Source organism: Bradyrhizobium sp. B025 (assembly GCF_042257955.1).
GTDB lineage: Bacteria > Pseudomonadota > Alphaproteobacteria > Rhizobiales > Xanthobacteraceae > Bradyrhizobium > Bradyrhizobium diazoefficiens.
The window spans coordinates 5,403,478-5,422,685 of the sequence record NZ_CP170150.1; the positions used below are offsets into that span (position 1 = coordinate 5,403,478).

The window sequence follows — 19,208 nt, forward strand, 5'->3', positions numbered from 1 at the left end:
ATGATCGAAGCCGCCCCAAACCCCGTCACCACCGTGATGCGCGCCCTCGCCGATCCGACCCGCCGCGCCGTGTTCGAACGCGTCTTCGAGAGCAAGGAGATCAGCGTCGCCGAGCTGACGCGCGGCAGTGGCGTGACGCAAGGCGCGATCTCGCAACACCTGAAGTCGCTGAAGCAGGCCGGCCTCGTTGCCGAGCGCGCGGAGGGCCGCAACGTCTACTACCGCGCCGCGCCGCAAGGACTCGAGCCGCTGGTGACCTGGATGGATCATTACGGCGTCTTCTGGCGCGAGCGCTTCCAGAATCTGCGTGACCTCTTGAAGGAGATCGATCCGTGAGTGCTGCCGAGTTGAAAGCCGAGACCAAAGACATCGTCATCGACGAGGTGTTCCCTCACGTGCCGGAGACGATCTGGAAGGCGTTGACCAGCGCCCAGCTGATCGCGCGCTGGCTGATGCCGCCGACCGGTTTTGAAGCCGTCGAAGGCAAGGCCTTCACGTTCCAGACCACTCCGGGCGGCAACTGGGACGGCGTCATCCATTGCCGGGTTCTGGAGGTCGTGCCGAACCGGCGCCTCGTCTACGCCTGGAAGGGCGGCGATGAGCGCAACACCGGCTACGGCGCGCCGCTCGACACTGTCGTGACGTGGTCCCTCACCCCGGTCGAAGCCGGCACGCGGATCCGCCTGGTTCATGCCGGCTTCGTCCTGCCCATAAACGAGTCGGCCTACACGGTGATGAGTGGCGGCTGGAAGAAGGTCGTCCGCCAGCTTGACGAGATCAGTGGCGAGTAAGGAGTTATCGCGATGGACAAGCCCTATACAGGCGGCTGCGCCTGCGGCGCGATCTGCTATTCGATTGTCGGTGAGCCCATATTCAGCAATCATTGTCAGTGCCGGGACTGCCAGCGGGAAAGCGGCAGCGGCCACGGCTCCTACGCGACCTTCGCGCGCGCCGGCGTCACCGTAACCGGCGAGGCGAAGCACTGGGACATGGTCGGCGACAGCGGCAACGTGAAGACGCGCGGCTTCTGCGCCCGGTGCGGCTTGCCGGTTTACCTGACCTTTGCGGCAATGCCCGACATCTTCACCATCCGCGCCGCAAGCCTCGACGAGCCCGCCCGCTACAAGCCGCAGGTGGTGACTTACGCCGCGCGCGGCCATCAATGGGACCGTCTCGATCCGGACCTGCCGAAATTCGAAGGCATGCCGCCGGGGTAGGCAGCGAGAGAGCGACGTCCCTTTGATACGAAAAGCATCGCCGCAAACTCGGTGCACCTCTCCCGCTTGCGGGAGAGGGAGCGCACCTCCTTCGCGGCAACGGCTCGTTTCACAACGCACTAGCCAAAATCCAGCACCATGCGGCCTTCGATCTTGCCGGCCTTCATCCGGTCGAAGACGTCGTTGATCTCAGCGAGCGGCACCTTTGTCACCTCGGCCTTGACCTTGCCGTCGGCGGCGAATGCGATGGCTTCGTCGAGATCGCGGCGGGTGCCGACGATGGAGCCGCGCACGGTGATGCGTTTGAGCACGACGTCGAAGATCGGCGTCGGGAATTCGCCCGGCGGCAGGCCGACGAGGCTGACGGTGCCCTTCCGGCGCACCATCTTCAGCGCCTGGGCGAACGCGGCGGTCGAGACCGCCGTCACCAGCACGCCGTGCGCCCCTCCCCCGGTTACCGCCAACACCTTGTCCACGGCATCGGCTGCGAGCGCGTTGACGGCGAGGTCGGCGCCGGTCTCGCGCGCGAGCTCGAGCTTGTCGTCGGCGATATCGACGGCCGCGACCTTGAGGCCCATCGCCTTGGCATATTGGATCGCGACATGGCCGAGCCCGCCGACGCCCGAGATCACGACCCACTCGCCGGGCTTTGCCTCCGTCTCCTTCAAGCCCTTGTAGGTGGTGACGCCCGCGCACAGGATCGGCGCGATGCCCGCAAAATCGATCGTCGCCGGCAGTTTGGCGGCGAAGGCAGCCGAGGCGATGACATATTCGGCAAAGCCCCCGTTCACGCTGTAGCCGGTGTTGTGCTGGTGCTCGCACAGCGTCTCCCAGCCGGTCTCGCAATATTCACAGGACATGCAGGCATCGTGCAGCCAGGCGACGCCGACGGCATCGCCCACCTTCAGATTTTTCACGCCGGATCCGAGCGCGGCGACGATGCCGGCAACCTCATGGCCCGGGATGAAAGGCGGAACCGGCTTCACCGGCCAGTCGCCGGAGGCTGCGTGCAAATCGGTATGGCAGACGCCGCACGCCTTGACCTTGACCAGAACCTCGCCGGGTCCGGGCTGCGGCACCGGCACGTCCTCGATCACGAGCGGCTTGCCGAATTGTCTGACGATTGCGGCTTTCATGGTCGGCATCTGTCTGCTCCGTTTGAATGACGGAGGCAAACTAGCGGCACCGGGCGGCGCCCCCTTGATTGGAGTCAAACCGCACAAAGTTTACGCAAGGCTCGCGCGATCGTGACATCACGATGACGACGCGGCGCAACGTGCGGATCGCGTCAGCTATGGAACTTCAGCCCGTCGACGATCTTGTCGATCACCTTGCGCTCGGCGCGCATTGCGATCCCGACGAGATTGAGGTCCGCGCGTGCCACCGCCTTTACCGCTTCGCGATTGGCGGCATCATGCGTGGTCTTGAACATGTCCTCGGTGTAGACCGCCGGCACCACGTTGCGGGTGAGCGCACGGTCGAGCGCGCGCGACAGTGCCGGACCCTCGGCGCCGTAGATCAGGATCGGCTGGCCGATCAGCGCGTGATATGTCGTGCCCGAGGCGTCCTCATAGGGTTCACCGATGCATTCCGGAAAGGCGGCGGCGATGCCGCTGGTGAGGAAAGCCGCGACGTTGAGCTTCTGCCAGGCATGGAGATCGCTGCGGATCACCACGGCGATCTTGGTATCGAACTGCATACATGTCTCCACAAATCGTCATTCCGGAATGCGCCGTCAGGCGCAGACCCGGAATCTGGAGATTATCGCACGAGATTCCGGGTTCGTCGCTGCGCGACGCCCCGGAATGACGGAGGAGAATTCAACCCTTCGCGTCGCAGGCCCAGGCGCGGATCACGCATTCCTTGCCGCCGTATTTGTAGCATTCGCGCGTGGCGGCGTTGAGCGAGGCGGAGATCTTCGGCTTGACGGCATAGCCATAGGCACCGCAAGGATTGGACAGATCGACGGACATCGCCGCGCAGGCGCGCTTCATCGTCACCGTCGTGCAGTCGCCCTTGCACTGCTTCTGCGCCGCGGCGCGGGCCTCGTGCTCGGCGCCGTAATCGAAAGCCTGGCCATAGGCACCGCACTTGCCGACCGCAAACGCGCCGGCGGCGCGTGCATCCGTGATGTGGCGAGCGCCCGCGACACAAACAGACAACGCAAAGAAAAACATCGCGCAACGGCGCGCGACGACATTCGAAGCCATGGAAAAAACCCCTCCCCCCAAGGCAGGTGGAGTGAACTCTAAGCGCGGGACCGTTTCCAGATGGTGAACGAGTGGTTGAAAACCCTGACGGACGCACGAGCGATCTCATACATCTTTTAGTTGTATTTGTGAAGCGCATCATTTAAAGTAGTTGACTCTCCAAGCAGAGAGCCGGAGGAAACAACCATGCGTCACTTCAACGGAATGCTCTTGGCGATGATTGCGTCGGCGTCCCTGATCGGACCCCTGCCCGCATATGCGCAGTCGGTGAACTGGACCTGGACCAACCAGTATGGCTCGACCCTGGCCATCACCAGCTTCAACTCGAACACGGGTGCTATCGCGGGGACCTATACCAACAACGCTGCAAACAGTTGTGACGAGGGCAAGCCGCAAGGTGTGACGGGTTGGCTGGCCTACGGCAACACGGGCACTGCGATCAGTTTCTCGGTGAACTTCCTCGGCTGCGGATCGACCACCGTCTGGACGGGGCAATTGAACAATGCGACGGGATTCCAGGGATTGTGGTATCTGTCCCTCGCCGAAGCCGTGGCGTGGAACGGCATCAGCGCGGGCGCCGACACGTTCACGTTCAGCAGCGGCGACAACGCCCTCCTGACCAAGAGCGGCGTCGATCTGAAGGCCGGCAGCGAGAAGCTGTCGAACACCAAGAAGTAGGCGAGCGAAGCGAATCCGCTTCGTAGCGTGGGTTAGCGCAGCGTAACCCACCACGCTTCAACGAATGCGGGACCAAGTTGGTGGGGTACGCCCAGCGGACTGCGCTTGCGCGCAGCCGCAAGGCTAACCCACCCTACACACTATCCCCGTCTTGCCGCTTCCAGCGCCTGGGGCGTGTCGATGTCGAGGAACGCGCCCTCGCCGTCGACGGGCACTTCCGCAACCGCCTCGGTGTGCTTGGCGATCAGGTGGCGCGCGCCGACGTCGCCATCGAGCGTCATCAGCTCCCGGAAGAAGCGGCGCGACCACAGCACGGGGTTGCCGCGGCGGCCCTCGCTGACGGGCACGACGATGAGATTGCCGCGGTCCGGTGCGAAGCTGTCGATGAGACGGTCGATCAGGCCGGCATCGATCAGCGGCATGTCGCCGAGGCAAACCACGGCGCCGTCGCAAGCTTCGGGCACGGCCGCGATGCCGGCCTTGACCGAGCTCGCGATGCCGCCGGCGAAATCCGGATTGCGGACGAATTTCACCTTCAAGCCTTGCAGCGCCTGCTCGACCAGTTCGGTCTGATGGCCGGTGACGACGATCACCTCGGATGCCTTGGAGGCCAGCGCCTGCTCGGTCGCGATCCGCACCAGCTTCTTGCCGTCGAGCTCGGCGAGCAGCTTGTTCGGCCCACCCATGCGGGTCGAGCGCCCAGCCGCGAGCACGATGGCGGCGACCTGGCTGTTGCCCTCGATCTCGGGCCTCGCGCGCGGCTGCGGACGCGTGACGATCTCCATCAGGAGCCCGCCGACGCCCATGCCCATCAGCTCGGCGCGGGTCACCTTGATGCCGGCGAGCAGACGCATCAGCACCCAGTCAAACCCGTTCTCGACCGGCGAGCGCGCGCAGCCCGGCGCGCCCAGCACCGGCACGCCGTCGGCGCGGGCGATCAGTAGCAGATTGCCGGGATCGACCGGCATGCCGAAATGCTCGATCTCGCCGCCGATCCCGGTGACGGCCGCCGGGATCACGTCGCGGCGATCCGCGATCGCGGACGCCCCGAACACGATGACGAGCTCCGCGCCGAGCGCGAGCAATTCCTTGATCGCGGCCGACAGCGCGTGCTCGTCGTGCTGGACCCGTCGCTCCGCGATGATGCCGGCGCCGGCCGGCGCCAGCCGCTCGGCGGTGACGCGCAGCGTCTTGTCGATCACCTTGGAGGACAGGCCCGGCAGCAGCGTCGAGACCACGCCGACGCGCTTGATCACGTAGGGCGCGATCTTCAGGACGTCCCGGCCGGCCGCCTTCACCGCGGCGTCGCGCAAAGCGCCCTCGACGCCGAACGGGATGATCTTGACGGTGCCGACCATCTCCCCCTCGACCACCGGCTTGTAGGCGGTGAGCGTCGCAAAGGTGATGGCCTCGTCGATATTGTTGATGCGATCGACCGCGGCGCGGTCGATCACCAGCACGCCCGGGCATGCCGCGAACAGATTGGCGCGGCCGGTGAAGGCGCGCTCGACATGGATGCCCTCGCCGCCGACCGCGAGCGCGATGCTGGCGGCGGCGATATCCTCGGAGACGTCGCCCTCCTCCATCCGCACCACGACGACGTCCTTGATGCCGGCGCGCTCCAGCGCCTCGACCTCGGCGGGCCCGATCGTCGTGCCCTTCTTCAGCACCAGCGGTCCCTGGCGCAGGGTGTGGACGGTCACCCCGCCGATCGCATCCTTGGGGCTCGCCGGGCCGAATTTCATGCCGCTTCTTCTTTTTCTTTGGGTGGCAGCCGAAGCACCGCCGTGATCTCGGCCATGATCGACACCGCGATCTCCGACGGCGAGACGGCGCCGATCGCAAGGCCAATGGGCGCGTGGATGCGCGCGATGTCGCTGTCCTTGGCGCCCTGCGCCCGCAGCCGGTCGCCGCGCTTGGCATGGGTCTTCCGCGAGCCCAGCGCGCCGATATAGAAGCAGCCGCGCTCGAAGGCGTGCAGCAGCGCAGGATCGTCGATCTTGGGATCGTGCGTCACCGCGACGAAAGCCGTGTAGGCATCGACGTTGAGCGGCGGCAGCGCGGTGTCGGGCCATTCGGCCACCAGCGGAATGTCGGGGAAGCGCTCTGCGCTTGCAAAGGCCGTGCGCGGATCGACGACCGTGACGTCGTAACCGAGCGAGCGCGCCAGCGGCGCCAGCGCCTGACTGATATGGACCGCGCCGACGATGACGAGCTTTGCGGTCGGCGCGTAGACGTTGAGGAACAGCTTCTTGCCGCCGACCTCGACATTGGCGCTCTTGCCCATGCGAAGCTGTTTTTCGAGCTCGACGCGCAGCGGGTCTTTCGCAAAATCCTGCGCCTTGACCAGGCGCTGCTCGCCGCTCTCGGTGTCCGTCACCAGGATCGCCGGGCGGCGCGCGGCGCGCTCGGCATTGAGTTCGTGCAAAATCGCGAGCTTCACGGCTAGCCGACCTTCTCGACGAAGACACGGATGGTGCCGCCGCAGGACAGCCCGACATTCCAGGCGGTCTCGTCGGCGACGCCGAACTCCAGCATCTTGGGCTTGCCGCTCTCGATCACGTCCATGGCCTCGGTGACCACGGCGCCCTCGACGCAGCCGCCGGAGACCGAGCCTAAGAACGTGCCCTCGTCGTTGATGACGAGGCTCGAGCCCGCCGGGCGCGGCGCCGAGCCCCAGGTCTCGACGACTGTGGCGAGCGCGACGCCACGGCCGGCCTTCTGCCAGTCCTCCGCCGCCTTCAGAATGTCCTCGTCGCGATCGAGCATGGGGTAACCTCTCAAGCTGCGGAGCGGATCAGGCTGCGGTGATGCGGCGGCAGCGGCCGGGAGAGCGTCGTGATCAGCTCCTGGATCGAACTCAAATTATGTACCGGGCGGAATTCGTCAACGTGCGGAAGCATCATTTTGATGCCCTGCGCCTTGGCCTCGAAGCCGCCGAAGCGCAGCAGCGGGTTGAGCCAGATCAGCCGCCGGCAGGAGCGGTGCAGTCGGTCCATCTCGAAGGCGAGCCTGGAATCGGCCTCCCGCTCCAGCCCGTCGGAGATCAGGAGCACGATGGCGCCCTGGCTCAGGACCCGGCGCGCCCACAATTTGTTGAAGTTGTGCAGCGAGGCCGAGATCCGCGTGCCGCCGGCCCAATCCTCGACCGAGGCCGAGCAGCTCGCCAGCGCCTCGTCGGGATCGCGCTGGCGCAGCGCGCGGGTGACGTTGGTGAGGCGGGTGCCGAACAGGAACACCGAGACGCGCTTGCGCGCATCGCCGATGGCATGGAGGAAATGCAGGAACAGGCGGGTGTACTCGTTCATCGAACCCGAGATGTCGAGCAGCGCCACGATCGGCGCCGGTTTCTCGATCCGCCCCAGGCGATGAATGTCGATGATGTCGCCGCCGGTGCGCAATGACGCACGCAGCGTGCGGCGCAGATCGAGGCGCAGGCCACGGGAATCGGGCCGGTGCCGGCGCGTCAGGAGCTCGGCCTGCGGCAGCCGCATCCGCTCGACGGCGCGCAGGGCCTCGCTGATCTCCGCCGCGCTCATCTGGGCGAAATCCTTCTTCTGAAGGATTTCCTTGTCGGAGACCGACAGGCGCAGATCCTGCTCCTGGTGCTGCGGCGTCTCCGTCATGCGCGGCTGCGACATCGCTTCCTGCACGCGGCGCGCACCGGCCTGCGGCTTCTTCTTGGCCTGCTCCGGCAGCGGCACCGAATCCAGCATGTGCTTCCACTCCTCCGAGGCGCGGAAGAACAGGTTGAAGGCCTGCTTGAAGATCAGCGCATGCTCGTGGCGCTTGACGAAGATCGCCTCCAGCGTGGCAAAGACATCGGCGCGGTTGCCGATGTCGATCACCTGGAGCGCGCTCATGGCATCGATCACTGCGCCCGGCCCGACCGGCATGCCCGCAGAGCGCAACGCGCGGGCGAAGCCGACGATGTTGTCGGCGAACTGCTCGGTCTGCTCGGGCGCCAGGTGGTTGATGGCCATGGGTCGTATCCATCCCCTCGTCATTCCGGGGCGCGCCTCTTTGGCGCGAGCCCGGAATCCATTCATCCACGAACTCTGCGGCCCGATGGATTCCGGGTTCGCGCTACGCGCGCCCCGGAATGACGGGCGCAATTTGACGCGAGATCAATCCTCGCTCGTCGCTTCCTTCAGCACCTTCTGCAGGGTGTCGCCCTGCATGCGGGTGATGTCGTCCTGGTACTTGAGCAGCGCGCCCAGCGTGTCGCCGACCACCTGCGGGGTCAGCGAGCGGGCGTCGAGCTCGGACAGCGCGGTGGCCCAGTCGATGGTCTCGGCGACGCCCGGCGACTTGTAGAAGTCCTGGTTGCGCAGCGCCTGGACAAAGCGCACCACCTGCTGCGACAGCTTTGTGGAGATGCCGGGCACGCGCGTCTTGACGATCGCGAGCTCGCGCTCGGCGGCGGGATAGTCCACCCAGTGATAGAGGCAGCGCCGCTTCAGCGCGTCGTGGATCTCGCGGGTGCGGTTGGAGGTGATGATGACGATCGGCGGATACGGCGCCTTCACGGTGCCGAATTCGGGAATGGTCACCTGGAAGTCACTGAGGATTTCCAGGAGATAGGCTTCGAACGCCTCGTCGGCGCGGTCGAGCTCGTCGATCAGGAGCACCGGCGGACCCGCGACGTCAGGCTCCAGCGCCTGGAGCAGCGGCCGCTTGATCATGTAGCGGTCGGCGAAGATGTCGCTCGACAGTTGATCGCGATCGGTGTCGCCGGCGGCTTCCGCCATCCGGATCGCGATCATCTGCGCGGCGCTATTCCACTCGTACACGGCCGAGGAGACGTCGAGGCCTTCGTAGCACTGCAGGCGGATCAGCTTCCGCCCCAGCGCCGCCGACAGCACTTTTGCGATCTCGGTCTTGCCGACGCCGGCCTCGCCTTCGAGAAACAGCGGCCGGCCCATGCGCAGCGACAGATACGTCACCGTCGCCAGCGACCGCTCGGCGAGATAGCCGCGCGACGTCAGGAGTTCGAGCATCGCATCAACCGATGCCGGCAGGGCGGCTGAAGTCATGAAAGGCCAGTCTTGGTTACGCCCTCACCGGGGCAAGTCGTTGGGCCAGTTGGTGAGGCCCATCATTCCTTGGCATTGGCGGCGTCGACGGCCCGCCGCGTCAGCACCCCGATGAGGTGCGCGCGGTATTCGGCACTGCCGTGGATGTCGCTGTTGAGACCCTCGGCCGGCACCTCGATGCCATCAAGGGCTTTCGCCGAGAAGCGCTTCTTCAGGGCTTCCTCAAACGCGGTGACGCGGAACACGCCTTCGGAGCCGGCGCCGGTGACGGCAACGCGCACGTCCGACGGACGCCGCGCCACGAACACGCCGACCAGCGCGTAGCGCGAGGCCTGGTTGCGGAATTTGATGTAGGCGGCCTTCTTCGGCAGCGGGAACATCACCTTGGTGATGATCTCGTCGGCCTCGAGGGCCGTCGTGAACAGGCCCTGGAAATACTCCTCGGCCTTGAGGCGGCGCTTGTTGGTGACGATGGTCGCCCCGAGCGCAAGCACCGCGGCCGGATAGTCCGCGGTCGGATCGTTGTTGGCGAGCGAGCCGCCGATCGTGCCCTTGTGGCGCACGGCGGGATCGCCGATTCCGCCGGCAAGGCTCGCGAGCGCCGGGATCGCTTCGCCGACGACGGCGGAGGTCGCGACCTCGGCGTGCTTGGCGGTGGCGCCGATCACCAGCGAGCGGCCCTTCATCTCGATCGCGTTGAGCCCCTCGATGTGGGAGAGGTCGACCAGATGCGGAGGGCTCGCGAGGCGCTGCTTCATGACCGGAATCAGCGTGTGACCGCCGGCGATCACCTTGGCGTCTTCGTTCTTCACCAGGAGGTTGGCGGCCTGCCGAACGGTCCCGGGGCGATGATATTTGAATTCGTACATCTGAATGTCCTGATCGCGGGATGCGCGCGTGTCGATTTAGGCGAGGTCGGATTTCGCCATCGCCTTGGCGCCGGCGGAGATCGAGGCGACGATGTTCTGGTAGCCGGTGCAGCGGCAGAGATTGCCTTCCAGCTCCTCGCGGATGGTGTGGTCGTCGACCTCGTGCCCCTTGCGATGGACGATGTCGATCGCGGTCATGATCATGCCGGGCGTGCAGAAGCCGCACTGCAGGCCATGGTGCTCGCGGAAGGCTTCCTGCATCGGATGCAGCGGCGCGCCGTCGGCAGCCAGCCCCTCGATCGTCTTGACCTCGTGGCCGTCAGCCATCACGGCAAGCGTGGTGCAGGACTTCACGGCCTTGCCGTCGAGATGCACGACGCAGGCGCCGCACTGCGAGGTGTCGCAGCCGACATGGGTGCCGGTCAGCCGCAGATTCTCGCGCAGGAACTGCACCAGAAGCGTGCGGGGATCGACGTTGGCCGTCACAGGATTGCCGTTCACGATGAGGGAGATTTTCGCCATAAGCACTCTCTATCAGCGCCCCGACGGGTCCCGTCGAAGCGGTTCTTATAATTATTCCAACCCATCATATGGGCCATTATGCCCCGGGGCAACATCACCCCGGACGCAAGGCGCCATGCCGAAAGGCGATAGCCTTCAGCCCTGTACCGCCTTGGCGAAGTTCGCGAAAAACTCGTCGGCCAGCTTCTTGGCGGCGCCGTTGACGAGGCGTTGTCCGAGCTGCGCCAACTTGCCGCCGATCTGCGCCTCGACGTCGTAGGAGAGCAGCGTGCCGCCGTCCTTCTCCGCCAGCTTGACCACGGCGCCGCCCTTGGCAAAGCCCGCCACCCCGCCCTCGCCTTCGCCGGAGATCTTGTAGCCGTTCGGCGGATCGAGATCGGAGAGCGTCACCTTGCCCTTGAAGCGCGCCGACACCGGGCCGACCTTCATTTTCGCTGTGGCGCGAAAGCCGCCGTCGTCGGTCTTCTCCAGCTCCTCGCAGCCGGGGATGCAGGCCTTCAGCACCTCGGGATCGTTGAGCTTGGCCCACACAGCCTCGCGCGGCGCCGCAAGCTGGACTTCGCCGTTCATCGTCATGGCCATGGGGTGCCTCCCGGGATCGTGCAATTATAATGCTGTTCAAGTAACGCACGTAGGCCGCAAAGGAAAGGGCGGCCTCCGGCCACGTGCAATGCATATTCGCAACTGCAAAAAATCTTGCGCGGTCGGTTTTGGATTGGCACAGGCGGGCCATGATGGTTAGGTCCCGCGCAACATGAGCACAGCCCTCTCCCCCCTGCTTGCGCCGATGCTGTCGAGCGCCGCCATGCGCGCCGTCTGCGACGACCGGTCAACGCTCCAGAACATGCTCGATTTTGAGGCAGCCTTGGCGCGCGCCGAAGCCGCCACCGGCGTGATTCCCGCGGCCGCCGTGGGCCCGATCGAAGCCGCCTGCAAGGCGGATGCCTTTGACATCGCCGCGCTGGCCGAGGCCGCGACACGGTCCGGCAATCTCGCGATTCCCCTGGTCAAGGCGCTGACCGCCAACGTCGCGAAGGCCGATGCGGAGGCCGCACGCTACGTGCATTGGGGCGCGACCAGCCAGGACGTCATCGACACCGCGACCATGCTCACGCTGCGCGCCGCCATCGACGCGCTGGATGCCGACCTCAGCCGCGCCATCAAGGGTTTTGCCGCACTGGCGCGCAATCATCGCAACACCGCAATGGTGGCGCGGACCTGGCTCCAGCACGCGCTGCCGATGCCGTTCGGGCTCAAGGCCGCCGAATATGCCGCAAGTCTTGCCCGCGCCCGCTGCCGCCTCAGGCGGCTCTCCCGCGACGGCCTCGCGCTGCAATTCGGCGGCGCGGCCGGCACGCTCGCGGCCCTCGGCGACAAGGGGCTCGTCGTCGCGGAGCGACTGGCGCAAGAGCTCAACCTGCCGCTGCCGGAAGCACCCTGGCACACCCATCGCGACCGCATCGCGGAAGCCGCATCGGCCCTTGCGATTCTCGCCGGAAGCTGCGGCAAGATCGCGCGCGACGTCTCGCTGATGATGCAGACCGATGTCGCCGAGGCGTTCGAGCCGGCCGGCGAAGGCCGCGGCGGCTCCTCGACCATGCCGCACAAGCGCAACCCTGTCGCAGCCGCAAGCGCGCTGGGATGTGCCACCATGGCCCCGCAGCTCGCCGCGACGATTTTTGCCGCGCAGGTACAGGACCACGAGCGCAGCGCCGGCCCCTGGCATGCGGAATGGCCGACGCTGCCTCAACTGATGCTGGTCACTTCGGGCGCGCTCGCCGCCATCGTCGACATCGCCGAGGGCCTGGACGTCGATGCCGCGCGCATGCGCAGCAATCTCGATGCGACGCACGGGCTGATCATGGCCGAGGCGGTCACCTTTGCGCTGGCCGAGAGGATCGGCAAGAGCGATGCGCATCATCTCATCGAGGCCGCGAGCAAGCGCGCGGTCGCCGAGAAGAAGCATCTGCGCGAGGTTCTCGCGGCCGATTCGCAGGTCACAGCGCATCTTTCGCCGGAAAAAATTGCGGCATTGTTCGAGCCGATGGCCTATCAAGGGGCTTCCCAAGCCATGATCGACCGGCTGCTCGACAGCCTCGAGCGAGATTGATTGTTTGAGCATGATCCCTTCGGAAAACCGCTCCACACTTTTCCGGATCATGCTCCAGAACGGAGACGCCGCATGCCCATGATCGATGCCGACGGTTGCCTGATCAACGTCTCCGTCGAAGGCCGCGACGGCGGGCCGACCTTGATGCTGTCCAATTCGCTCGGCTGCACGCTTCAGATGTGGGAGCCGCAGATGAAGGCGCTGACGCAGGTGTTCCGCGTCATCCGCTATGACCGCCGCGGTCACGGCAAGTCGAACGTTCCCCCCGGCCCTTACACGATGGAGCGCTTCGGCCGCGACGTGCTGGCGATCCTCGACGATCTCAACATCGAGAAGGTGCATTGGTGCGGCCTGTCGATGGGCGGCATGGTGGGACAATGGCTGGGCGCGAATGCGCCGGAGCGCTTCGGCAAGCTCATCCTCGCCAACACCTCCTGCTACTATGCCGAGCCGACCAAATGGCTGGAACGCATCGATGCCGTGAAGAAGGGCGGCATCGCGGCGGTGGCCGATGCCGTGATCGCGGGCTGGCTCACCCAGGATTTCCGCGAGCGCGAGCCTGACATCACCGCCCGGATGAAAGCGATGCTGCTCGCCTCACCCGTGGAGGGCTATCTCGCCTGCTGCGAGGCGCTGTCGACGCTCGACCAGCGCGAGCTGCTGCCAAAGATCAAGAGCCCGACGCTGGTGATCGCCGGCCGCCACGACATGGCGACGCCGATCTCGGCGGGTGAACTGATCCGCTCGAAAATTCCCGGCGCCAACATGACCATCATCGACGCCGCCCATATTTCCAATGTCGAACAGCCGCACGCGTTCACCGATGCGGTGGTGGGGTTCCTGACGCAACGCTGATTGCGCCTGTCGTCATTCCGGAGCGATGCAAAGCATCGCCCCCGGAATCTCGATCGGCATTCACAACCTCGAGATTCCGGGTTCGCCTCTTCGAGGCGCCCCGGGATGACTGGTCCGGAGAAACACCATGGACGACCAGAAGCGCCGCGATGCCGGCATGAACGTGCGCCGCAAGGTGCTGGGCAATGCCTGGGTCGACAAATCAGTCGCCAATCGCAATGCCTTCAACACCGATTTCCAGGATCTGATCACGCGCTACGCCTGGGGCGAGATCTGGACGCGGCCGCATTTCGACGAGCGCACACGGCGGGTGCTGGTCATCGGCACCATGGTCGCGCTCGGACAATGGGACGAATTCCGCCTGCATGTGCGCGCGGCGCTCGCCGAGGGCGGCTTCACGCCCGACGACATCAAGGAAATCCTGCTCCAGCAGGCGATCTATTGCGGCGTGCCGGCGGCGAACCACGCCGTCAAGGAGGCCTCAGCGATTGTGCAGGAGCTCGGCCTGCTCAAGACCTAGCGGCGCGGCGGCCTCGGCGCTCTTGGGTGCCGCCACAGGGCGCTCGATCACCATCACGATCGCAGCCCCCAGCAGCAGCAAGAGCTCGGTCGCGTGCAGCCGGAGCGCGTCCATCTCGCCGACCTTCGAGGCCATGACCATGCTCGCAAACGAGATCACGCTGCCGATCGCCAGCGCAATGCCGAGCGCCTCGTCACTACCGCCATTCCTGCGGACGCGGGGAATGCACAGCAGCGCGAGGTAGATCGCGAAGAACGCCACCACGGTCAGCCGTCCCAGCGCCAGCAGCCAGGCCGCGCGTACCGTGTCCATCCCCGCCATCTGGAGATGGTCGCTGAGGAACAGCGCGACAGCAACGCTCGGCCGCTCGTAGAGGCCGTGCACCGGCGCCACCATGATGTTGAAGGCGACGAGCGTCCAGGCGGGGATGAAATAGGCCGCCAGCAGCGCGCCGTTGACCGAGTCGATCCGCCAATTCCTGAACATGCCGCTTCCCGCTTCGCCTGCCACGCGCCTTCAATGGGAAGGCTTTGCCGGGAGCTAACTCGCATCAGTCCGTGGCGGCAATTTAAACCCTTTGTTTACCTTAACAGGGCACCCGCACACGTCGTCATTCCGGGATGGTGCGTCAGCACCAGACCCGGAATCTCGAGATTCCGGGCTCGGCTCTTCGAGCCGCCCCGGAATGACGCCAAGCAACGAAAAAAGGCCCCACCTTGCAGCGGGGCCCTTCTTCACTCCTGCTCACTCACTGGGCTCCCAAACTAGTTGTCCTGACCGCGCTGGCCACCATGCTGCTGGCCGGGCTTGTCACCCTGGCGCATCGGATCCTGCTGCTGCTGTCCGGGTTTCTGCCCACCGCCCTGCTGCTGCCCTGGCTGCTGACCTGGGCGCTGCTGGCCGGGGTTCTGAGTCTGCTGACCCGGATTCTGGTTCTGCTGCTTCGTCATCGGGGGGAACTCCCTTGTTGGACGTCAGAGGGAAGCTAACAACCGCCCTCGGATTTGGTTGCCACGCGGAACCCGGTTCCTCGCAGCTGCGGAACCGGGAGACGACATCCGGAACCAAATGAGTTCTGTACAAGCCGTTATGCCTAGGCCTGCCCAGTTGCGGCCGCCAGTTCCCTCCTGTTACAAAACGAGAAGAATGCTCAAGGGCTGCCGGGGCCCAAGAACTCTCTCGAAGAGCTCCCTTTGAGCCCGCGTCAAGTTTGGGTAACGGCAGCCTATGGATTATTTCGCCCAGCAGCTCATCAACGGCCTCGTGCTCGGCTCCATCTACGGCCTGATTGCGATCGGCTACACGATGGTCTACGGCATCGTCGGCATGATCAACTTCGCCCATGGCGACGTCTTCATGATCGGCGGCTTCATCGCCCTGATCACCTTCCTGATCCTGATCTCGCTCGGCGTGACCGCGATCCCGGTGATCCTGCTCGTCGTGCTGCTGGTCGCGATGGCGATCACGGCGCTCTATGGCTGGACCATCGAGCGCATCGCCTACCGGCCGCTGCGGCATTCCTTCCGTCTCGCCCCGATGCTGTCGGCGATCGGCATGTCGTTCGTGCTGACCAACTATTCGCAGGTGGCGCAAGGCGCCCGCGTCAAGCCGATCCCGCCCTTCATCACCGGCGGCTACACGCTGCATGAGAGCGCGGACGGCTTCGTCATCCAGCTCTCCAACATCCAGATCATGGTGGTCATCACAACCATCGTGCTGCTGGCGATCTTCACCTGGCTGGTGTCGCACACGCGGCTCGGGCGCGATATGCGCGCCTGCGAGCAGGACCAGACCATGGCGGCCCTGCTGGGCGTCGACGTCGACCGCACCATCTCCATGACCTTCGTGATCGGCGCCGCGCTCGCCGCGGTCGCGGGTTTCATGTACCTGCTCTATTACGGCCTGGTCGATTTCTTCATGGGCTTCGTCGCCGGCATCAAGGCCTTCACGGCAGCCGTGCTCGGCGGAATCGGCTCGCTGCCGGGCGCCATGCTCGGCGGCCTTGCGATCGGCCTGATCGAGACGTTCTGGTCGGCCTATTTCTCGGTCGAATACAAGGACGTCGCGGCATTCTCGATCCTGATCGTCGTGCTGATCTTCATGCCGACCGGCCTGCTCGGCCGTCCCGAAGTCGAAAAAGTCTGACGGACCGCCGCGTGACAGCCATTCCGCACGAGACCAAGCACGCAAGCCGCACCGCCGGCATCACCTATATCCTGAAGAAATCCCTGCTCAGTGCACTGGTCGCGCTGGTGCTGTTCTCACTGATGGTCGGCGTCCGGACCGAGGCCGGTTCCGACGGCCAGCTCACTTATTGGACGCGCTTCGGCGAGGTCGCAGCGCTTGTCGCCGCCGTGTTCGGCGGCTCGATCGTGATCGAGCTGCTCCGGCAATGGCTCGGCCCGACCGGCGCCGAGAAGCTGGTGCCGCCCGCAGTGCATCGCGGGATGTCGTTCGTCGGCCGCTACCTCGCGCCCGCGCTTTTGATCTTCACGCTGCTGGTGCCCGTCATCTTCTATAACCAGCGCTACATCCTCGACCTCGCGATCCTCGTGCTCACCTATGTCATGCTGGGCTGGGGATTGAACGTCGTGGTCGGCCTCGCCGGCCTGCTCGATCTCGGCTACGTCGCCTTCTATGCGGTCGGCGCCTATTCCTACGGCCTGCTCGCCACCAATTTCGGCTGGTCGTTCTGGATCTGCCTGCCGCTCGCCGGCATCCTCGCCGCGTTCTGGGGCGTGCTGCTCGGCTTTCCCGTGCTGCGGCTGCGCGGCGACTATCTCGCCATCGTGACGCTGGCCTTCGGCGAGATCATCCGCCTCGTCATCATCAACTGGCAGAGCCTGACCGGAGGCCCCAACGGCGTCTCCGGCATTCCCCGCCCCACCTTCTTCGGCATCCCGCTCGACAACAGCGACGACGGGCTCGCCGCCAAGCTCGGCATCGAGTACTCAGCGACCCACCGCATCGTCTTCCTATTCTATTTGATCCTGGCGCTCGCGCTGCTCACCAACTGGGTGACGATCCGTCTGCGCCGCCTGCCGATCGGCCGCGCCTGGGAGGCCTTGCGCGAGGACGAGGTCGCCTGCCGCGCGCTCGGCATCAACACCACGACCACCAAGCTTACCGCGTTCGCGACCGGCGCGATGTTCGGCGGCTTTGCCGGTGCGTTCTTCGCCACCCGCCAGGGCTTCATCAGCCCGGAATCCTTCACCTTCCAGGAATCGGCATTGGTGCTGGCCATCGTCGTGCTTGGCGGCATGGGCTCGCAACTCGGCGTGGCGCTCGCCGCGCTGGCCATGATCGGGGGCTTCGAGCTGTTCCGCAGCCTCGAGACCTACCGCATGCTGGTGTTCGGCATGGCCATGGTGCTGATCATGATCTGGCGGCCGCGCGGCCTGGTCGGCCATCGCGCGCCGACCGTGTATCTGACCAAGGCGCAGGCGATCTCCTCCGACCTCGTCAAGGAAGGGCACGGATGAGCGGCGACAAGATTCTCAACGTCGACCGGCTGACCATGCGCTTCGGCGGCATCGTTGCCGTGCAGGACCTGTCGCTCTCGGCCGAGCGCAAGAAGATCACCGCGCTGATCGGGCCGAACGGCGCCGGCAAGACCACGGTCTTCAACTGCATCACCGGCTTCTACAAGCCGAGCGGCGGCACCATTCGCCTCACCCATGACGATGGCCGGACGATCGCCCTGGAGCGGCTGAACGATTTCCGCATCGCCAAGCTGGCCAAGGTGGCGCGCACCTTCCAGAACATCCGCCTGTTTCCCGGCATGACCGCGCTGGAAAACCTGATGGTGGCGCAGCACAACGCCTTGATGCGGGCCTCCGGCCTCACCTTTCTCGGCCTGATCGGTGCGCCCGGCTATCGCGATGCCGAGAAGCGCGCGATCGATCTGGCCACCGACTGGCTCAGGCGGGTCAACCTGCTCGACCGCGCCGACGATGCCGCCGGCAATTTCGCCTATGGCGACCAGCGCCGGCTCGAGATCGCGCGCGCGATGTGCACCGAGCCCGCGCTTCTGTGCCTGGACGAGCCCGCCGCCGGCCTCAACGCGCGCGAGAGCGCCGCCTTGAGCGAGCTCCTGCTCTCGATCCGCAACGAGCTCGGCACCTCGATCCTGCTGATCGAGCACGACATGTCGGTGGTGATGGAAATCTCCGACCATATCGTGGTGATGGACCACGGCGTGAAGATCGCCGAAGGTTCGCCGCGCGCGGTCCGCGACGACCCCAAGGTGATCGCCGCCTATCTCGGCGCCGACGAGGAAGAAGCCGTGGCCGTGATGGAGAGCGGGTCGTGACTTCACCCACTCCCCTGCTCGCGATCCGCAGCCTTCGCGCCGCCTACGGCAAGATCGAGGCGCTGAAGGGCGTCGACGTCGAGATCAATGCCGGCGAGATCGTGGCGCTGATCGGCGCCAACGGCGCCGGCAAGTCGACGCTGATGATGACCATCTTCGGCAAGCCGCGGGCCCGTGCCGGCCAGATCCTGTACGAAGGCCGCGACATCACCGACGTGCCCACCCACGAGATCGCGCATTTGCGCATCGCGCAATCGCCGGAGGGACGGCGCATCTTCCCGCGCATGAGCGTGGCGGAAAACCTCCAGATGGGTGCCGATGCCACCGGATGCACCGATTCCGAGCGCGACGCGACGCTGGAACGCGTCTTCAATCTGTTTCCACGGCTGAAGGAACGCTACGCCCAGCGCGGCGGAACCCTGTCCGGCGGCGAGCAGCAGATGCTGGCGATCGGCCGCGCCTTGATGAGTCGTCCCCGCCTGCTCCTGCTCGACGAGCCCTCGCTCGGGCTCGCGCCGCTGATCGCGCGCCAGATTTTCGATGCGATCCGCACCCTGAACCGGCAGGACGGCCTGACCGTCCTGATCGTCGAGCAGAACGCCAACCATGCGCTCAAGCTCGCCCATCGCGGCTATGTCATGGTCAATGGCCTGATCACGCTGGCCGGGACCGGCGCCGAGTTGTTGCAGCGCCCCGAGATTCGCGCCGCCTATCTGGAGGGCGGCCGGCACGGCTGAGGCGGGCCATGTGCGGCCGAATGTGGCGAGATATCTCCGCCAATGCCCGTATTTTGCCGGTGACTTCTCCTCAAATTCATTCAAGAATGGCGCCGGTTTGGACCGGGCATGCCCGGCAACTTCCACAGGCGACCACCCGCGA

The 19,208-nt window shown here is 65.6% G+C and carries 24 protein-coding genes; 11 read left to right on the plus strand and 13 right to left on the minus strand.

What is annotated here, in order from left to right; translation table 11 throughout:
- From ACE10W_RS25320 to ACE10W_RS25330, 3 genes are read left to right on the plus strand one after another with little or no spacing between them, the layout of a single operon-like run.
- Nucleotides 1-336: a helix-turn-helix transcriptional regulator gene (locus tag ACE10W_RS25320; RefSeq protein ID WP_011088398.1), complete on the plus strand. Its 336-nt coding sequence runs from the start codon at nucleotides 1-3 to the stop codon at nucleotides 334-336.
- Nucleotides 333-791 (plus strand): SRPBCC domain-containing protein, encoded by a 459-nt coding sequence (locus ACE10W_RS25325; RefSeq protein WP_060908108.1) that lies wholly within the window; start codon nucleotides 333-335, stop codon nucleotides 789-791. Before ACE10W_RS25320 ends, ACE10W_RS25325 begins: the two co-directional genes overlap by 4 nt.
- Nucleotides 792-803: 12 nt before the next feature.
- Nucleotides 804-1,217, plus strand: coding sequence for a GFA family protein (locus ACE10W_RS25330; RefSeq protein WP_375762042.1), 414 nt, complete (start codon nucleotides 804-806; stop codon nucleotides 1,215-1,217).
- Between the two features lie 119 nt (nucleotides 1,218-1,336).
- On the opposite strand, the gene adhP is transcribed toward ACE10W_RS25330, so the two are convergent.
- The 3 genes from adhP to ACE10W_RS25345 all read right to left on the minus strand — a co-directional run bounded on the left by adhP (nucleotide 1,337) and on the right by ACE10W_RS25345 (nucleotide 3,427).
- Nucleotides 1,337-2,362: an alcohol dehydrogenase AdhP gene (adhP, locus tag ACE10W_RS25335; RefSeq protein ID WP_011088401.1), complete on the minus strand. Its 1,026-nt coding sequence runs from the start codon at nucleotides 2,360-2,362 to the stop codon at nucleotides 1,337-1,339.
- 143 nt (nucleotides 2,363-2,505) lie between these two features.
- Nucleotides 2,506-2,916, minus strand: coding sequence for a DUF2000 family protein (locus ACE10W_RS25340; protein WP_375762043.1), 411 nt, complete (start codon nucleotides 2,914-2,916; stop codon nucleotides 2,506-2,508).
- Between the two features lie 121 nt (nucleotides 2,917-3,037).
- Nucleotides 3,038-3,427 (minus strand): DUF4189 domain-containing protein, encoded by a 390-nt coding sequence (locus ACE10W_RS25345; protein WP_011088403.1) that lies wholly within the window; start codon nucleotides 3,425-3,427, stop codon nucleotides 3,038-3,040.
- A gap of 186 nt (nucleotides 3,428-3,613) precedes the next feature.
- Here ACE10W_RS25345 and ACE10W_RS25350 point away from each other — a divergent pair, with 186 nt between their 5' ends.
- Nucleotides 3,614-4,105 carry an avidin/streptavidin family protein gene (locus tag ACE10W_RS25350; protein WP_375762044.1) on the plus strand — a complete coding sequence of 164 codons (492 nt, stop codon included), beginning with the start codon at nucleotides 3,614-3,616 and terminating at the stop codon, nucleotides 4,103-4,105.
- A 140-nt stretch (nucleotides 4,106-4,245) separates the two neighbouring features.
- Here the strand turns inward: ACE10W_RS25350 and ACE10W_RS25355 are convergent, their stop codons facing one another.
- From ACE10W_RS25355 to ACE10W_RS25390, 8 genes are all read right to left on the minus strand, one after another.
- A complete protein-coding gene (locus ACE10W_RS25355) occupies nucleotides 4,246-5,850 on the minus strand; it encodes an NTP transferase domain-containing protein (protein ID WP_060908112.1) in 1,605 nt (534 codons plus the stop codon).
- The gene (locus tag ACE10W_RS25360; protein ID WP_028173410.1) at nucleotides 5,847-6,548 is read right to left on the minus strand and encodes an XdhC family protein; all 702 of its coding nucleotides are present in this window, start codon (nucleotides 6,546-6,548) and stop codon (nucleotides 5,847-5,849) included. Before ACE10W_RS25360 ends, ACE10W_RS25355 begins: the two co-directional genes overlap by 4 nt.
- A 2-nt stretch (nucleotides 6,549-6,550) precedes the next feature.
- Complete coding sequence (locus ACE10W_RS25365) at nucleotides 6,551-6,874, minus strand: XdhC family protein (RefSeq protein ID WP_008564652.1); 324 nt, start codon at nucleotides 6,872-6,874, stop codon at nucleotides 6,551-6,553.
- Nucleotides 6,875-6,885: 11 nt separating this feature from the next.
- Nucleotides 6,886-8,088, minus strand: coding sequence for a VWA domain-containing protein (locus ACE10W_RS25370; protein ID WP_162603621.1), 1,203 nt, complete (start codon nucleotides 8,086-8,088; stop codon nucleotides 6,886-6,888).
- A gap of 144 nt (nucleotides 8,089-8,232) precedes the next feature.
- Nucleotides 8,233-9,141 carry a MoxR family ATPase gene (locus ACE10W_RS25375; RefSeq protein ID WP_011088409.1) on the minus strand — a complete coding sequence of 303 codons (909 nt, stop codon included), beginning with the start codon at nucleotides 9,139-9,141 and terminating at the stop codon, nucleotides 8,233-8,235.
- Nucleotides 9,142-9,203: 62 nt separating this feature from the next.
- The gene (locus ACE10W_RS25380) at nucleotides 9,204-10,010 is read right to left on the minus strand and encodes a xanthine dehydrogenase family protein subunit M (protein WP_028173408.1); all 807 of its coding nucleotides are present in this window, start codon (nucleotides 10,008-10,010) and stop codon (nucleotides 9,204-9,206) included.
- 36 nt (nucleotides 10,011-10,046) lie between these two features.
- Nucleotides 10,047-10,532 carry a (2Fe-2S)-binding protein gene (locus ACE10W_RS25385; RefSeq protein WP_027560187.1) on the minus strand — a complete coding sequence of 162 codons (486 nt, stop codon included), beginning with the start codon at nucleotides 10,530-10,532 and terminating at the stop codon, nucleotides 10,047-10,049.
- Nucleotides 10,533-10,667: 135 nt separating this feature from the next.
- Nucleotides 10,668-11,114, minus strand: coding sequence for a carbon monoxide dehydrogenase subunit G (locus ACE10W_RS25390; RefSeq protein ID WP_375762045.1), 447 nt, complete (start codon nucleotides 11,112-11,114; stop codon nucleotides 10,668-10,670).
- Between the two features lie 172 nt (nucleotides 11,115-11,286).
- Between ACE10W_RS25390 and ACE10W_RS25395 the strand changes: the two genes are divergently transcribed.
- The 3 genes from ACE10W_RS25395 to ACE10W_RS25405 all read left to right on the plus strand — a co-directional run bounded on the left by ACE10W_RS25395 (nucleotide 11,287) and on the right by ACE10W_RS25405 (nucleotide 14,017).
- Nucleotides 11,287-12,642, plus strand: coding sequence for a 3-carboxy-cis,cis-muconate cycloisomerase (locus tag ACE10W_RS25395; RefSeq protein ID WP_110116509.1), 1,356 nt, complete (start codon nucleotides 11,287-11,289; stop codon nucleotides 12,640-12,642).
- A gap of 72 nt (nucleotides 12,643-12,714) precedes the next feature.
- Nucleotides 12,715-13,497 (plus strand): 3-oxoadipate enol-lactonase, encoded by a 783-nt coding sequence (gene pcaD / locus ACE10W_RS25400; protein WP_028173405.1) that lies wholly within the window; start codon nucleotides 12,715-12,717, stop codon nucleotides 13,495-13,497.
- A 127-nt stretch (nucleotides 13,498-13,624) separates the two neighbouring features.
- Nucleotides 13,625-14,017: a carboxymuconolactone decarboxylase family protein gene (locus ACE10W_RS25405; RefSeq protein ID WP_011088415.1), complete on the plus strand. Its 393-nt coding sequence runs from the start codon at nucleotides 13,625-13,627 to the stop codon at nucleotides 14,015-14,017.
- Here the strand turns inward: ACE10W_RS25405 and ACE10W_RS25410 are convergent.
- Complete coding sequence (locus ACE10W_RS25410; protein ID WP_038967596.1) at nucleotides 13,979-14,503, minus strand: hypothetical protein; 525 nt, start codon at nucleotides 14,501-14,503, stop codon at nucleotides 13,979-13,981. The two genes, ACE10W_RS25405 and ACE10W_RS25410, sit on opposite strands and share 39 nt — an antisense overlap.
- A 278-nt stretch (nucleotides 14,504-14,781) precedes the next feature.
- On the minus strand, nucleotides 14,782-14,967 hold the full coding sequence (locus ACE10W_RS25415; protein WP_028173403.1) for a hypothetical protein: 186 nt from the start codon (nucleotides 14,965-14,967) through the stop codon (nucleotides 14,782-14,784).
- Between the two features lie 277 nt (nucleotides 14,968-15,244).
- Here ACE10W_RS25415 and ACE10W_RS25420 point away from each other — a divergent pair, with 277 nt between their 5' ends.
- The 4 genes from ACE10W_RS25420 to ACE10W_RS25435 are packed head-to-tail and all read left to right on the plus strand — an operon-like array spanning nucleotide 15,245 to nucleotide 19,066.
- Complete coding sequence (locus ACE10W_RS25420) at nucleotides 15,245-16,162, plus strand: branched-chain amino acid ABC transporter permease (protein ID WP_060908119.1); 918 nt, start codon at nucleotides 15,245-15,247, stop codon at nucleotides 16,160-16,162.
- A 59-nt stretch (nucleotides 16,163-16,221) separates the two neighbouring features.
- A complete protein-coding gene (gene livM / locus ACE10W_RS25425; RefSeq protein WP_370141135.1) occupies nucleotides 16,222-17,499 on the plus strand; it encodes a high-affinity branched-chain amino acid ABC transporter permease LivM in 1,278 nt (425 codons plus the stop codon).
- Complete coding sequence (locus ACE10W_RS25430; RefSeq protein WP_011088419.1) at nucleotides 17,496-18,329, plus strand: ABC transporter ATP-binding protein; 834 nt, start codon at nucleotides 17,496-17,498, stop codon at nucleotides 18,327-18,329. Before livM ends, ACE10W_RS25430 begins: the two co-directional genes overlap by 4 nt.
- On the plus strand, nucleotides 18,326-19,066 hold the full coding sequence (locus tag ACE10W_RS25435; protein WP_011088420.1) for an ABC transporter ATP-binding protein: 741 nt from the start codon (nucleotides 18,326-18,328) through the stop codon (nucleotides 19,064-19,066). The genes ACE10W_RS25430 and ACE10W_RS25435 overlap by 4 nt, the downstream gene beginning before the upstream one ends.
- The last annotated feature ends 142 nt before the right edge of the window (nucleotides 19,067-19,208 follow it).